Origin of the sequence: Vibrio sp. B7 (assembly GCF_963888765.1) — a bacterium.
Lineage (GTDB): Bacteria > Pseudomonadota > Gammaproteobacteria > Enterobacterales > Vibrionaceae > Vibrio > Vibrio anguillarum.
The window spans coordinates 40924-56376 of record NZ_CAWPKR010000039.1 but is presented as its reverse complement, the minus strand read 5'-3'; the positions used below and the strand labels follow the sequence as shown (position 1 = coordinate 56376).

The following is a 15453-nucleotide window of genomic DNA, read 5'->3' as shown; positions in this document are numbered from 1 at the left end:
TAAAATAATTTTTGGAATGACAATCAATGTTTATTTAAAATCCAAATAATTAAGATGAATGCATAAAATCATATTAATAACATTTTAAAATAAATTAAATCCATGATAAATTTTGAGTTTTTATTCTAATAAAACGAAATCGTGAACATTATATTACCTATATTTAAATAAGTAACATTAAGCCAAAAAATATAAAAAATGATGATCTTCATCATAAAAATAACGCCCCCAATAGGGGGCTGATTTTATTTTGAGATTGCAGAAGTAGTGCTGGGTAATATCTTAACGCTCAGTCGTTTGTCTGCTTGTAAATATTGATTAGCAACATGACGCAGATCATTCGTACTCACCTGATTGATGGCGTGACGAACCTCCTGCCAACGACTATAGCGATGCGGATAAGTTTGAGTTAGCGATGCGACATCAAGCCAAAATACATTCTTTTCTGGCAGGCTATCTAACCATTGTAGAAGCGGTTGTTTCGCTCGTTGCAACATATCAACATCGATGCCATGATCAGCTTTCACTCGAGACAATACCGCATCAAAACTCTCTTCCACTAATTTAAGTTGCGTTGTGTCTGTCACACTGAACAGCCCCAAATAACCAAATCCTGTGGGAAGAAAATCATTGCTGCTAAATGGGTAAGGTGAGTAACTCGCGCCAGCCTTTTCTCTCACTTCTTCCGTCAACAAAATACGGAGAACCTCTTCAAGCAGCATCAGTTTTGCGTAGTGTTCGGCATTCACCTTATCGGTCGTTGGCCACAGCCAAGCCAGTGCCGCGGCATTGGCTGAACCTTGATGCTCAACAATATGTGATGCAGGCACTGGTGGAAACTCAACGCGCTCAACTTGCAGCTCTTTTTCTGGATGACGCGGCAAAGCGCCCAGTGTTTTAGCAACCGATTGAATCGTTTTCTCTTCGTCAAGATCACCCACAATGGCAATTTCTAAAAGGCCTTTATCTACCGCCGAGGCAAACACTGGAACTAATTCTGAAAAATGACGCTTTAACAGTTCCTCGTCATGGCTACGAAATCGTGGGTCGTCAGGGTGCAATAATTCAGGTAACACCGTCCAAAATGCCTCTTCTGGCGTCGTGTTCTGGCTGTTACTCGCTGCCTGTACTCGTTGACGAAATTGGTTCATCCCCTCTTCTCGCCAGCCCGGGCTCGTTAAAAATGCCGTTTGCAGTGCTAACTGTTGGTCAAGCGATGCTTGATTGGTGAAATCCTGACTCGCAAAACCAAGCGTTCCCACACTAAACCCCGTCGTCACATTGACAGCAGAAAAGAGATGAATTAGCTGCTGCAACGAATGTTGCTCTAACCCACCCGCAACAAAGCCATCATTAAACAGTGCCTGAATGCCCTCTTTTCTAGGTAACGGATATTCGCCAAAACCTAATGAAAGATTGAGGTAGATGATGTTTTTCTCTAACTCGGTTGGCTTGATGTTGAGCTTAACGCCATTGGCAAATTTCAACATCCGAATCCCCGTTTCGGGATCTCGCTTGTCGTGAACGAGCGTGCCCGCCTCACCAAATTCACGGTAGGCAAATGCCTCGACCGATGATATTTGATAAGGCTCTACTGGCTGCTTTTGGCTTTGTTCATATACATCGAGTAGCGTTTGATTGATTTTCTCAACCTTGTATGGCCCAGAAAGATAAATCCACGGCTTACCTTGCCAACGTTCTGTAAGCAGGTCGTGTAATCGAGCTGCGGTGATTTGAGGTTGATAAGCTTCAAAAAGAGCAAGCTCAAACGTCGGTTCAGTTGGGACAAATTGCTGAGTGTCACTTGCCACTAGGCGTTGCGCAATCGAAAAACTATGCAAGGTATCGCTACTTGCTGCTCTTTGCTGATAATCAGCATGCATTGCCTTGATCGCTTGATCAATTTCGCTCTGATTAAAGCCATATCGAATCGCTTGTCGCACTGTCTGTTCAAGTAATGTTAGCCCATGCCGCCACTGCTCGGGCAAGGTTACCAGTGACAATTCCATCCGTGATGCGATACCGAAATCTTGTTCAATATTCACAAAAGCATTCGTTATCCCCTCTTGGTCTATCAGATGGGGAAGTAACCGTTGGTAGAGTAAGTTCGACAATATTGATTCAAGGATCATTTCATGGCGACTTTCAACGCTATCTGCTTGTCGCTCTTGTGGTGCAATCACACCAAGCGAAATTTGGGTCGGCAAACGAGCATCAAAGAAAACATCGGCTTGCAAGTGTGTCCTTACTGCAGGCAACATCAAATGGTCAGCCCGTAGCGGTACCGCATCCCGGTGAGGTACCCAGTTAGAAAAAAGTCGTTTGATCTGCTCTTCGGCCTGAGCAACATCAAGGTCTCCCACCACAATGATCGTGGTACGTTCTGGCGTATAAAAGCGTTGATAGAGTGAACGTAACTGCTCTGAGCTAGCATGTTTTACTACATCGAGATCACCAATTGGCAAACGTTTTGACAAAGGACTCCTCGGATATAAGAAGCTCAGCTGTTGACGGTAATTCTCAACATCAGCGGAATTTCTCTCTTTCCATTCCGCCACAACAACCGGTTTTTCTTGCTCCAACGCCTTTGGTTCAAGCTTAAGGCGATCCGCAATCTCTCTCATAAGCCACAAACCAGTTGCTACTTTTTGTGAGTCTCCTTGAGCAATATTGAACTCATACACGGTTTGATTGAATTGAGTCACCGCATTGGTATCGGATCCAAAACTTAATCCTAAGCGTTCAAGTTGGCGAATCATCTCCCCTTCGGCTACAGAGTCCGAACCTTTAAACGCCATGTGTTCTAAAAGATGCATCAAGCCTTGTTCTTGATCTGACTCGACTAAAGAACCACCCGCAATGCGCATACGCATAATGACAGTATGAGCAGGTGTCGTGTTATGGACTAATTGGTACCTTAAGCCGTTTTCAAGCTGACCTTCGTGAATGCGATGACTTTTAGGTAACTCCGTCGATAGCGAACTGGCCGATATGACAAGCAGCAATAATAAGCTCAATGGGTGAAAAAATAGAATATTACGCAAATTAAGATTCTCAGTATGTATGGAACGACACTCATTCGAATTGAGCGCTTATTATCACCCATTTATTGAATTTATAAATACATCAAGACAATTCCATACAAAACAGTACAATATTTTCAACATCATGCCATGGTGATCAAATGCGTACCACACCCCCTTGAATATCAGCTTGACTGGCTTATATTGCTCTACAAAAACTTTGTGCAATTACGTAGCCAAATCACAAGAAAACACAGTATTATCACCCCTTATTCCACATACTTCGTGGAGATCATAAACGGAATAATTATGGAAAATATCGTCGAAAAACTACTCTATTCAGCACGCTGGATTATGGCCCCTATCTATTTGGGGTTAAGTTTAGTGCTGCTGGCATTAGGCATTAAATTTTTCCAAGAAGTGTTTCATCTGTTACCTAACATCTTGAGCACCGATGAAGTCAGCCTGATTTTAGTGACACTTTCTTTGATTGATATTTCATTGGTTGGTGGATTGATTGTGATGGTGATGTTTTCAGGCTATGAGAATTTTGTCTCTAAAATTGATATCGCCGAAGAGGATGATAAGCTCGGCTGGCTCGGAAAATTAGACACAGGATCGTTGAAAAATAAGGTTTCGGCATCGATTGTCGCCATCTCCTCAATTCATTTGCTGAAAGTCTTCATGAACACTGAAAATATCGACAGTGAAAAAATTAAGTGGTACTTACTGCTGCACATTACCTTTGTCTTATCGGCCTTTGCGATGGGTTATTTAGATAAAATCACCAAAAAATAGCCGCAAGCCCTGTATACACAGGGCTATTCGTTAACACTATCGATCATGTGGGTTAAATATCGTTGCTATGCCAAGGCACTACCATCATTTTATTAATAAGAAAAACGACTTATCTGGCACAGTGAGCAGCTTTGTTACGATGCTAAAATACCATCAGTAAATAGACTGGGCTTATTTTGAACGGTTGACCAACAGTAACAGCAAGAAATAGCTCCCACCGAGAATCGCCACTAGCGTGCCAGCCGCAATTTGCATCGGATAAACGATCACCTGTCCGAGCCAATCCGCCCACAACATTAATGATGCACCGACTAAACTTGCCACCAACAGTTGGGTTTTACTTTGCTGCGCGCCTAGCATCATCGCCATGTGTGGCGCAATCAAACCCACAAACGACACTGGCCCCATCGTCGCCGTCACCAACGCACATAACAGCGCCACAATGGTCAATAAAATCAAACTGGTGCTTTGCGCATTAACGCCACGCGCACTGGCAAAACGACGACCAATGGAGATTAAAGTCAGCCAACGCGACAGTGCGATGGTGGCCGCGGCCAGCAACAGCACCAAAACGGCCAGCAACAGCGCTTGGTCAGGCGTAACGCGATAGGTTGAGCCTGCTAACCACTGTAAAATTCGATAACTGTCTTCTGACCCTTTAGCCAAACAAAATTGCACTAAGGATTCAAGCAGTGCGGTGATGGCTATCCCGGTTAAAATCAAACTCGACGCGGCGTATTGGTGGCGCTTACCCAGCACAACTAATGCCGCCAACACCAGCAAACTACCCAACAACGCTGTCACCCAATGAGCGGCTAACAAGCTTTGACCTAAAAAGAGATTGGCAAACACCAACGCAAACGTCGCCCCTGACGAGACCCCTAAAATATCTGGGCTGGCTAACGGGTTGTATATCAAGCGTTGCAAAATGCTACCAGCCAGGGCAAGACCAATACCGGCACACAATGCGGTGAGCATGCGCGGCCAGCGTAATGACCACTGATAGCTGCTTGGCAGCGCCAATTGCCAACTGAGTTCGTTCATTTGAAACAACGTATGCAACCCAAGTGCTGCCAGCATCATTAACAACACCCCCAATAGTGCGACACGGCTTAATGATGCGCGCGACTGAGGCAGTGAGATAGTCAATGTATCTTGCGCCTTGAGCTGACGGCGACTAAACCAGATCAATGCGGGCGCGCCAATCGCCGCGGCTGTGATACCGCTGGCGATGACTTGCGTAGTCCATAGGCTCAAGCACATTGCGAGCATATCGGTTAATAAAAGCAGTAACGCGCCAAGCAGTAAGCTCGAATAGAGCTCTTGTTTGGGCGTTCTTGCCCCCATAGCACGGGCGATGTTTGGCGTGAGTAGCCCGATAAAACTGATGACGCCCACCGCTGTAATCGAGGCTGAAACCAACCAAATCCCGAGCACCATTAAGATTAAAAATGCAGGAATGACAGGCAGACCACGAGCCGCAGCACCTTGATGACCTAAACGCAATAACGTCAGAACCCTTGGTGCAAACAGTAAAATCAATAAAGAGACCGATAACCGCGGCAGCAACCACTGCACCCAATCCCAGCCATTTTGCGCCAGATCGCCCGCGCCCCACATGAAGACGTTTTTGGCGTATTGTTCATTGAGTAGAATCAGTGCCGTCGCAATCGCGCCAAGTAGCAGGTTCACCACCATGCCTGCCACAATCAACGGCAAGCCCGTCATGTTACGCACGCCCGCAATCACCACGATCAACGCAAATGCGAGCAAAGCACCACTCATTGCCGCCAACGCGCTGTAACTGGCAACTAGGCTTGGAAAACCAATGTTGAGAATAATCAGCGCCAGCCAAGCTCCAGATGAGGTGCCCAGCGTCAATGGTGAAGTGAGGTTATTCTGCGTCAGTTGTTGCATCACACTGCCGACCAAACCTAACATCGCGCCCACCAGCAACGTCATCACCAAACGGGGCAATTGACCATATAGGAAATTGAACTCCGCAAAAGAGCTCGCTTCACGTTGCGCCCACAACAGTTGCCATTGCGTGACTAGATCAACGCCATTGCCAATTTGCACACTGAGCATTGCCACAAGCAGCAGCGCACTACTCAGTGCGAGAAACAGTTTTCCGTTCATGACTTAGGCGCAACCTCAAGCAAACTGCGTGTCAGCGCTTCTGCAATGTATTGTAGTGACATCGCGCCGCCGTAGTTCCAGACACTCTCAACCGAGTTCACTCGCGCTTGACGCACAAACGGCATCGCTTGCCAAAGCATTGATTTTTCTAGCTGTGCTTGCTGGGCAAATGGCAAGAAATAGAGCACATAACCTTGCTCAACATACTGCAAATCCGTTAACCGATGTTGCACAATCCCCCACTCTTTGGCGGGCTGAGGCAGCGCTTCATGCAAGCCCAATTGCTTTAACACATAATGAGTGGTGGAGTTTTCACCGTAAAGGAACACCGAGGTTGGATTAGCAAAACGCATCGCCACCACCGCGGGTGTTTGATGAGAAAATGCGATGCCAATTTGTGCTTTTAACTGCGCAAAACGTTCCGTCATTGTGGTCAGTTTTTGCTCGACGAGCGCTTGCTTGTCAAAGAGCTGCGCTAATTGGCGAAAATGGTCAATCGCGACTGCGCCACTGTCATCACTGGCTTGAAAATTAGAGAAATAGAGCACCGGAGCAATGCGCTCTAACGGTGTGATTAAATCTTGCTGCGGCGCAGCAGCGAGAATGAGATCTGGTTTTAGTGCAGCAATTTTTTCCAAATTGGGTTCAACGCGCGTGCCGATATCTTCTACCCCTTGCGGCACTTGCGGTTTGACAACCCAATCTTGATAACTGGCAAGCTCTGGCGCGCCAACGGGTGTGATACCCAGTTCAATCACTTGCTCAAGTAAATCCCAATTGAGCACCACCACACGTTGTGGCCGCTGCTGTAGAGTTTGCTCTCCGCGGCTGTCGTGTACGGTCAATGGCGCGCTAAAAGCGACACTCGAAAAAACAGAGAGTAAGCCAGCAACCAGCCAGCGCTTTACAAGGTTTAAGCACATACAATCGCGACCTTATACGTGTGAGAATCTGAATTGGACATTGGGTGATCCAGGAGTTGGATCGACGTTTGATAAAGCGCCGATAAACGTGCTTCATCGGCCAATAAAGAGGCATCGCCTTCAAAAGCAACCTTGCCCTGCTTGAGCGCGACAATGTGGGTCGCGTAACGTAGCGCAAGGTTCAGATCATGCAAAATGACGATAATTCCGCAGCTTTGTGTTTGGTTTAATTGCGCAAGCAGAGCCATTAACTGATATTGGTGCTGCACATCTAACGCCGAGGTTGGCTCATCTAAAATCAGCACTGGAGACTGCTGCGCCAACAGCATCGCCACCCAAGCGCGTTGCCTTTCACCGCCAGACAATTCATCTGCCAAGGTATAGGCAAATTCAGTGACGCCGGTTTGGGCGATCGCTTGATCGATGATCACTTCATCCTGATTTTGCCAGCGACCAAAAGGACCACGCCACGGAAAACGCCCAAGGCGCACTAACTCTCGTACCGTTAACCCCGCTGAAGTTGGCAATTTTTGTGGTAAAAACGCCACCGCTTTAGCCAGCGCTCTGGCGCTGAGCTCGGCAATCGGCTGCTGGTTAAGTAACACGTCGCCACGGTCAGGTGCTTGCTGACCAGAAATCAAACTCACCAGCGTGGATTTACCAGAGCCATTATGGCCGAGTACCACAGTTAACTCTGTGGTGGGAATATTCAGTGATTCAATCGATAAAATGCTTCGTCCACCGCGTACCACTTGAACATTTGATAAGGTAAACATCACTCTCCCCCAAAAATCGAACCACCTAAAACACACATCCCCGCCGGCGCGGGAATGTTCAAAAACCGTCAAACTCACCTTCAGCGAAGGTGAGTTCATGCTGACTTACCAGCGGTAATTCACGCTTGCCACCATACGGCGTGATTCGCCGTAATAGCAGGTTCCGAAATCACAACCAGCAAGGGACTCGTCATCCAAAATATTATTGAGGTTAACCTGCACATCCCACTGTGTATTGATGGCGTAGCTTGCCATTGCATCCCACAGCATATAAGCAGGCACCTTTTTATCGAGCGAGGCATCCACAGACGTTCCGGTATAACGCACGCCAGAGCCCAACGTCAGCCCCTCAATTCCAAGGCCTGCAAAATCATAGCTCGCCCAACCTGTCGCTAAGTGGCGCGGAATCATCGACTTGCGCTTCTGGCTCGTTCCTTCACCCGTATGAGCATCGAGATAGGTGTAGCTGGCATTCAGCATCAGATTCTCTGTCACAGCCATGCGAGCTTCCACTTCGAACCCTTGCGTATTGGTTTTTGTGCCCGATTGACTGGTGGTTAACGCGCCATTGCTGCCGACGGTAGAGGCGGTTGCGTTTTTCTGATCGATATCAAACCACGCCAGATTGACATAGCCATCGAGCCAGCTTGGCATGTATTTCACACCCACCTCGGTTTGGTTGCTCTCAACGGGTTTGTAGAGTTTGTTGGTGGTGAAATCTAAGCTGCTGATCACATAGAAAGATTCTGAGTAGCTCACATAAGGTGACAAACCGTTATCGGCTAAATAGATCAAACCGCTGTTTAATGACAGTTGGCCATCATCAAGCTCATCTTTATTCAAACCTTTGCTTTCAACATCAATTTTGTCGTAGCGGCCACCTAAATTCAGCACCCATTTCTGTTGCCACTTCGTTTGATATTGCGCGTACACACCCAGTTGCTGTTTGACAATCTCATTGTCATACAAGCTGCTTGAGAGATCAGGCACATTGCCGTAGGTCGGATTAAGGCTGTTGATCACGTCCACCTGTGAACCAGTGCCATTACCCAGCCATTTATTTTGGTGATACTGAATGTCAAACCCGGTCAGTAAGCGGTGCTCAAATTGGCTACTTTGCCACTGTGCTTGGGCGTTGTTATCTAAGGTTACGCTGTGTGCATCACCATCATTGATCAAGGTATAACGTGCCAATGTGTATGGGTCGCTGTCTTGCCAAGCATTTTGATAGGCCGAAGAGCTTCGTAGGTACAGATCAACATAGGCGTAGTTGAAGTTTTGCTTGAGGCTCCAAGTGTCGTTCAGTTGATGAGAGAGTTGGTAGCCGAACGACAGTTGTGTTTTATCGAAATCATCGTGATCCGGCTCGCCAAAGTTGCGGTTAGGCGCAATCGTCTCACCATTGGGCAGCGCCACTAATGTGCCATCGCTTGGGAAGAAACCGTTTTGTGGCACGCCGTTATCTTTCAAGAAAGTGGCCATCAGCGTTAGCGTGGTTTGATCTGATAAATCGATAGCGTAGCTTGGCGCAACATAAACGCGCTGGCTCTCAATGCCATCCAGTTCACCCTCTTTTTGATTAACCATCGCCACGAGGCGGTAGCGCTGGCTGCCATCTTGGTTGGCCCAATCGGCAATATCGACACCCAACTGCTGGTAATTTTTATTCCCCACCGACAGAGATACGGAATGCTGCGCGCCATCAGTCGGCTTTTTCTGCACCACGTTGGCAATACCGCCCGGCATGGACTCACCATACAGCACCGAAGACGGGCCTTTCACCAATTCAACTCGCTCTAAACCAAAGGGTTCAACCGTCCAAGCAAAGAAACCTTCTTTATAAAGACGGTTACCATCGAGATAGACACTCGGTTCAAAACCACGCACAAACATCCATTCGGCGTCGTTATCCGCGCCATAAGGTGAGGTGTATCCCGGCGTATAGCGCAATGCTTCATCCAGTTTTTGTACGTTATGCTGGTCGAGTTCATCACGTTCAATGACAGTGACCGACTTTGCAGTTTCTTGTGTCGGGGTATCAACTTTCAATGCCGATGCCGTTACCACGATCGTGTCTAAAACTGGTGGCGGTGTTTGCTCAGCTTGTGCCGTAGCCGAAACCATGAACAGACAAGGTAATGCGCTGATTTTTAATATGTTGTGAATTGCTGTCCCCAGCAAGCTTGGGCGAATGAGATCCATTAAAGGATACCTCCTGCTTTAATTAGTTTGAGAAACGTTTTTATTATCATTATTATTGCCCGTCATTTTACTGATAAATTCAATATTTAACAGATAAAAATAAGAATGAATCTCACTCGCACATCACCATAAGTTGATCACCTATGTTTCAATGGTTTGAAAATCTCACGACGGCGTTTCCTAAAGAAGAGCCGCAACAACCGCCTAACTCCTTATTAGCCTTCTGCCGTCATTACACGCGGGGTTTTGAAGTACCGTTATTGGTCATGTCACTGCTCAGTGCTTGTGTGGCGATTGCCGAAGTCACCCTCATTCGCTATATGGGTGAATTGGTTGATATGCTTGGCAGCCAACAACGTGCCACATTCTGGGCTGATCAAAGTGAACGCTTGTGGGTAATGGCCGCGCTGGTGGTGGTCATTATGCCGCTGCTGGCTTTCTTCCACTCCATGATCATGCACCAAACGCTACTGGGTAATTACCCGATGTCGATACGTTGGATGATCCACCGCTACTTACTCAAACAGAGCGTCAGTTTTTTCCAACGCGATTTCGCGGGGCGAATTGCCACCAAAGTGATGCAAAGCTCCCTCGCCGTGCGAGAAACAGTGATGAAACTGGTCGATGTACTGGTTTACATCGCGGTCTACTTCGTCTCGATGATTTGGATGATGGGCGAATCTGACCGCATCTTGATGATCCCGATTCTGATTTGGCTCGTGGCCTACATCATCATTCAATTGTATTTCATTCCCAAGATGAAAAAAGTAGCGACCGATCAAGCCGATGCTCGCTCAACTATGACGGGCAGCATAGTCGACAGTTACACCAACATTGCCACCGTGAAACTGTTTTCCCATTCACAGCGAGAAATGCAGTACGCCAAAAGCAGCATGAAACGGTTTTTGAACACCGTGTACCAACAGATGCGCATGGTGACGTGCCTGTTGTGGAGTGTTGACGCCATCAACTATTTACTGCTGTTTTCTATCGCCGCTTTATCAATCAATTTGTGGCTCGATGCCTCAGTGACTGTCGGTGTCATTGCGATTGCGATTAGCATTGCGCTGCGCGTACAAGGCATGTCGAAATGGATCATGTGGGAAGTGAGTGCACTATTTGAAAATATCGGTACTGTGGTGGATGGAATGAATACCTTGTCGCAACCAGTAACCATAACGGATGTAGCCAATGCGCCGCCACTGCAAGTAACGCAAGGGCAAATCAGCTTCCATAACGTTCACTTTCACTATGGACAAGAGAACACTGTGTTCGAAGCTCTTAACTTTGAGTTAAAAGCGGGCGAAAAAGTGGGGTTAGTGGGTCGTTCGGGCGCGGGTAAATCCACACTGGTTAACTTACTGCTGCGATTTTACGATTTGAATGGCGGCAAAATCTGCATTGATGGGCAAGATATTTCGCAGGTTAGCCAAGATTCATTGCGCCAACACATTGGTATGATCACGCAAGATACTTCTCTGTTGCACCGCTCAATCCGCGACAACATTCTCTATGGCAACCCAGATGCCGGGGAAGAGGCGCTGATAGAAGCAAGCCGTCAAGCGCATGCTCATGATTTTATCGCGCAGTTGCAGGATGAGAATGGCAACCTCGGCTACGATGTTCAAGTGGGAGAACGCGGTGTCAAACTCTCTGGCGGCCAACGCCAACGCATTGCGATTGCCAGAGTGCTATTAAAAAATGCACCGATTCTGATCATGGATGAAGCCACCTCGGCCCTAGATTCAGAAGTGGAAGCGGCTATTCAAGAAAATTTTGAAACGCTGATGGAAAACAAAACCGTGATCGCCATTGCGCACCGTTTATCAACCATTGCTGCCATGGATCGCTTAATTGTGCTGGATGAAGGACGAATCATTGAACAAGGCTCACACCAAGAGTTGCTGCAACAACAAGGCGTTTATGCTCAGCTATGGGCGCATCAAACGGGTGGTTTTATAGGCGAACTTGCGTAGTGGATGCTCTTTAGGCCAAATAAAAGGCCTTTAGATACATCCAACAGAGAAAGAAGATGTGCTAAAGGCCGCGCTATTTCACCCAATACCCTCACTTTCGAGTTTAGGTATTTTGCATACCATACATAGGGGGGGTGAGTTAGCTTAAATCGACATCTTTGCAGCCAAAAAAGTAGGTCGCGAGAAAACCAACAGTGTAGGAAATTAAAAGACCGCCAACAAATACCATCATCCCAGCAAAAATTCCTTGCTCGGAAGTCATCAATGGAATGGCGACAATGCCTGACGGGCCAAACACCGTATTTAATCCTACTGGCAAACCAAGGTAAGAAACTAAGCCGACAAAGAAACCGCCCGCCGCCCCACCAATGCAAGCGGTGACAAACGGTTTAACCCGCGGCAAGGTCACGCCATAAATCAGTGGTTCGCCAATCCCCAAAATACCGGGAATGATCGCCCCTTTCACTTGCGTGCGCAGCAACGCATCTTTATTCGCTTTGAAATAGAGTGCCAGTGACGCACCCACTTGGCCGCCGCCCGCCATCGCCAAAATAGGAAACAGAGAGTTAAACCCTTGTACATCCATCAGCGCAAAATAGACTGGCACAAACCCTTGGTGAATACCAAACACCACCGAAATTAAGAACAAACCCGACAGTAACGCCGCGCCCAACGGGTTATCATTGAGGTTCAAAAACAACCATGACATGCCTTTAAACAGCTCACCACCAATCGGCATGATCACCAAGAAAGTCACCGCGCCCATGATGAGTAACGTCACCACAGAGGTTAAGATCATATCCAAATCATCAGGCATGTATTGGCGCACTTTACGTTCTACTTGCGCGCCCAAAATAGAGGCTAAAAGTACCCCGATGATGTTGCCGCGCGGGTCAATGGCGAAGCCAAAGAATTCACTCATACCCGAGTAGATACCCGTTGTCGCCTCTGGGTTATACCCCAGCACAAACAGCGAAGCTAAAATGGCACCATTAACACCCGAGCCACCGAAAGCTTGCTGCGCGTTATAACCAATTAAAATACTCAAGAAAGCAAATAGCCCTTTACCAAACACTTTCATATAAGTAATGAGATCGAGCATAAACTGGCTAGGCGATTGATCGATAACGAACATTTGTTCCAGCAAAGTGGCAAAACCAAGCAACAAACCCGCAGCAATGAAACCGGGGATCAGCGGCGTAAAAATGGTCGCAAATTTGCTTAAAAAACGTTGTACGCCGCTGGTCTGTTTACTCTTCATCTGCTTTTTCTGCTCAGCAGCAATCGCGGATAGATCGGCAGTTACGGCCATATCCGTCTCAGTACCGTCACCGTTGGCGATCATCTCATTCATCATATCGGCCGCCGTTTGCGCTTTGCCTGGGCCTAAAATGATCTGCAGTTGTTGGTCACTCTCCACCACGCCCATTACGCCGGGAAGGGTTTTCAGCAGAGCCTGATCGGCCAATGCCGTATTATTTAATGTTAAACGTAAGCGCGTCATGCAGTTGCCACACTTACCGATATTGCCACTACCACCGACTGCACTAAGCAGCTTGGCGATCATATTTGAGGTTATTTTTGCCATTGGGACATCCTTGGATAGATCCAGTCGGGTTATTGATCATTCAGTGCCGCGCGAATAAAACCATTATGCTTGGCCAGTTTTTGCGTCGCTTGCTCGGCGCTTAGCCCCGCAAGAATCATTACAATGGCGGTTTTACAGTGACGATGGCAGGCGCTCAGTGCTTGTTCTGCTTCCTCTTTACTGCAACCAGTCGCTTCGACCACAATGTTATTTTGGCGCTGAATCAACTTAGCGTTGGTCGCCTCGACATCGACCATGAGGTTGCCAAACACTTTACCGCAACGAATCATCGCGCCGCTGGTTAACATGTTAAGCACCAGTTTTTGCGCCGTGCCCGCTTTCATACGTGAAGAGCCCGTGACCACTTCCGCGCCCACCACAGGCACAATGGCAATGTCAGCCGCGTGCTGCATCGCGCAATCTGGGTTGCACACTACTGCCACAACCGTTGCACCCAGTGATTTAGCGTAAGCCATGCCGCCTAGCGCATAGGGTGTGCGACCACTGGCGGCGATACCCACCACCACATCGTTGCGGGTCAAATTAATATTTTTCAGATCGCTTTGCCCAAGCTCAACATTGTCTTCGGCATTTTCAACCGCTTTAAGAATTGCTGGGTGTCCGCCCGCAATAAGCCCAACCACTTGTTTAGGATCAGAGCCGTAGGTGGGTGGGCACTCGCTAGCATCTAAAATCCCCAAGCGACCGGAGGTTCCCGCTCCCATGTAGATCAAACGTCCACCCGCTTGAAATGCCAAGGTAATGGCATCCACCGCTTGCGCTATCTGCGGTAAGGTTTTTTCAACCGCCAACGCGACCAGTTGATCTTCATGGTTAATGACTTGCAGCATCTCTAAGGTGGAAAGGGTGTCAATGTCAGCACTGGCAGGGTTGCGGCTTTCGGTAACCAACTGGGTTAGGTCTAGGTTCATCGTCTATTTCTCGGTTTGAATTCGGAACTGAGGGCGATTCTATGGAATAAAATATTCCATTTTAGTGACAAAAATCACAACAAAGGTTATTCTTTGACCAGCCATTACATGGAATAATGGCCTACAATGCACCGAAATCTTTTAAAGATAATAGAAAAACTCCAGCCAATACAAGACACTATACTAAAGTGTTGTTATTTAAAATTTGGAATAATTTATTCAAAATAATACAAGGATCGCGCATGTCTGTGATGCATAAAATCGTCAGCCGCCGCACTCAACTCTCTCGCAGTGAATTACAAATCGCCGATTGGATCATCGCTCATCCAGAAAAAGCCGCGCTCGCCACCAGCCAAGCACTGGCCGAACACGCAAAAGTCAGCCAATCGAGCATTATCAAATTTACCCAGAAAATTGGCTTTAGGGGCTACAGTGAGTTTAAGTTAGCGCTGGCCGAAGAGCTTGGCCGTAAATTGGCGTTTCAGACCACGCCACTGCACAGCAATATTCTGGCTGACGACCCACTGGCGGTGATCGCACAAAAATTGGTGCAAGCGAAAACAGAGGCGATGTTTCACACCACCAACGCGCTTTCATTTCCCCACTTCAACCAAGCGGTACAGTGGATAAACCTCGCCAGCCGCGTGCAAATTATCGGCATCGGCGGCTCGGCGCTCACCGCAAAAGATTTGGCTTTTAAGCTCCTGAAATTAGGCATCACAGCGCTCACAGAACAAGATAGCCACGTACAAATCGCCACCGCACGCACGCTAGGTGCGCAAGATGTTCAAATTGTGATTTCATTTTCAGGAGAGAGAAAAGAGATTTTGATTGCCGCCGAAGCGGCCAAGCAGCAAGGAGCAAGCGTTATCGCGCTCACCTCTCCGAAGAAAAATCGATTACGTGAATTAGCCGATCTCTCTTTTGATACGATTGCCGATGAAAGTGAACATCGCAGCTCATCCATCGCCTCTCGCACCGCGCAGAACGTTCTAACCGACCTGTTGTTTATTACTCTTGTACAGCAAAGAGACGAGTCGGCGCGTCAATTGATCCAAGACATTTCATCTGATATTCGTCAAATCTTTTAACGGAA

At 47.5% G+C, this 15453-nt stretch carries 10 protein-coding genes; 3 read left to right on the top strand and 7 right to left on the bottom strand.

Features of this window, described 5'->3' with window-relative positions; translation table 11 throughout:
* Positions 1-245 precede the first annotated feature (245 nt).
* Entirely contained in the window at positions 246-3044 is a 2799-nt protein-coding gene (locus tag AACV32_RS16170) for a M16 family metallopeptidase (protein ID WP_170895483.1), read from the bottom strand.
* Positions 3045-3332: 288 nt separating this feature from the next.
* On the opposite strand from AACV32_RS16170, the gene AACV32_RS16165 reads away from it, so the two are divergent.
* On the top strand, positions 3333-3821 hold the full coding sequence (locus tag AACV32_RS16165; protein ID WP_017045929.1) for a TIGR00645 family protein: 489 nt from the start codon (positions 3333-3335) through the stop codon (positions 3819-3821).
* Positions 3822-3992: 171 nt separating this feature from the next.
* On the opposite strand, the gene fhuB is transcribed toward AACV32_RS16165, so the two are convergent.
* The 4 genes from fhuB to AACV32_RS16145 all read right to left on the bottom strand — a co-directional run bounded on the left by fhuB (position 3993) and on the right by AACV32_RS16145 (position 9861).
* Positions 3993-5960: a Fe(3+)-hydroxamate ABC transporter permease FhuB gene (gene fhuB, locus AACV32_RS16160; protein WP_017050615.1), complete on the bottom strand. Its 1968-nt coding sequence runs from the start codon at positions 5958-5960 to the stop codon at positions 3993-3995.
* Entirely contained in the window at positions 5957-6883 is a 927-nt protein-coding gene (locus tag AACV32_RS16155; RefSeq protein WP_170895484.1) for an iron-siderophore ABC transporter substrate-binding protein, read from the bottom strand. The genes fhuB and AACV32_RS16155 overlap by 4 nt, the downstream gene beginning before the upstream one ends.
* On the bottom strand, positions 6874-7659 hold the full coding sequence (locus AACV32_RS16150; protein WP_170895485.1) for an ABC transporter ATP-binding protein: 786 nt from the start codon (positions 7657-7659) through the stop codon (positions 6874-6876). The genes AACV32_RS16155 and AACV32_RS16150 overlap by 10 nt, the downstream gene beginning before the upstream one ends.
* A 105-nt stretch (positions 7660-7764) precedes the next feature.
* Positions 7765-9861 carry a TonB-dependent siderophore receptor gene (locus tag AACV32_RS16145; protein WP_170895486.1) on the bottom strand — a complete coding sequence of 699 codons (2097 nt, stop codon included), beginning with the start codon at positions 9859-9861 and terminating at the stop codon, positions 7765-7767.
* Between the two features lie 143 nt (positions 9862-10004).
* Here AACV32_RS16145 and AACV32_RS16140 point away from each other — a divergent pair, with 143 nt between their 5' ends.
* A complete protein-coding gene (locus AACV32_RS16140) occupies positions 10005-11837 on the top strand; it encodes an ABC transporter ATP-binding protein (RefSeq protein ID WP_017050611.1) in 1833 nt (610 codons plus the stop codon).
* A gap of 139 nt (positions 11838-11976) precedes the next feature.
* On the opposite strand, the gene murP is transcribed toward AACV32_RS16140, so the two are convergent.
* Positions 11977-13425, bottom strand: coding sequence for a PTS N-acetylmuramic acid transporter subunit IIBC (gene murP / locus AACV32_RS16135; protein WP_017045935.1), 1449 nt, complete (start codon positions 13423-13425; stop codon positions 11977-11979).
* A gap of 29 nt (positions 13426-13454) precedes the next feature.
* Positions 13455-14357 carry an N-acetylmuramic acid 6-phosphate etherase gene (gene murQ, locus AACV32_RS16130; protein ID WP_047688473.1) on the bottom strand — a complete coding sequence of 301 codons (903 nt, stop codon included), beginning with the start codon at positions 14355-14357 and terminating at the stop codon, positions 13455-13457.
* Between the two features lie 242 nt (positions 14358-14599).
* Between murQ and AACV32_RS16125 the strand changes: the two genes are divergently transcribed.
* A complete protein-coding gene (locus tag AACV32_RS16125; RefSeq protein ID WP_170895487.1) occupies positions 14600-15448 on the top strand; it encodes a MurR/RpiR family transcriptional regulator in 849 nt (282 codons plus the stop codon).
* Positions 15449-15453: the final 5 nt, after the last annotated feature.

What these genes read in the sequence shown, in the direction of transcription:
- AACV32_RS16150 (WP_170895485.1), bottom strand. Translation starts at nt 7,659, where the DNA reads ATGTTTACCTTATCAAATGTTCAAGTGGTACGCGGTGGACGAAGCATT.
- AACV32_RS16145 (WP_170895486.1), bottom strand. Translation starts at nt 9,861, where the DNA reads ATGGATCTCATTCGCCCAAGCTTGCTGGGGACAGCAATTCACAACATA.
- AACV32_RS16125 (WP_170895487.1), top strand. Translation starts at nt 14,600, where the DNA reads ATGTCTGTGATGCATAAAATCGTCAGCCGCCGCACTCAACTCTCTCGC.
- murQ (WP_047688473.1), bottom strand. Translation starts at nt 14,357, where the DNA reads ATGAACCTAGACCTAACCCAGTTGGTTACCGAAAGCCGCAACCCTGCC.
- AACV32_RS16140 (WP_017050611.1), top strand. Translation starts at nt 10,005, where the DNA reads ATGTTTCAATGGTTTGAAAATCTCACGACGGCGTTTCCTAAAGAAGAG.
- murP (WP_017045935.1), bottom strand. Translation starts at nt 13,425, where the DNA reads ATGGCAAAAATAACCTCAAATATGATCGCCAAGCTGCTTAGTGCAGTC.
- AACV32_RS16165 (WP_017045929.1), top strand. Translation starts at nt 3,333, where the DNA reads ATGGAAAATATCGTCGAAAAACTACTCTATTCAGCACGCTGGATTATG.
- fhuB (WP_017050615.1), bottom strand. Translation starts at nt 5,960, where the DNA reads ATGAACGGAAAACTGTTTCTCGCACTGAGTAGTGCGCTGCTGCTTGTG.
- AACV32_RS16155 (WP_170895484.1), bottom strand. Translation starts at nt 6,883, where the DNA reads ATGTGCTTAAACCTTGTAAAGCGCTGGCTGGTTGCTGGCTTACTCTCT.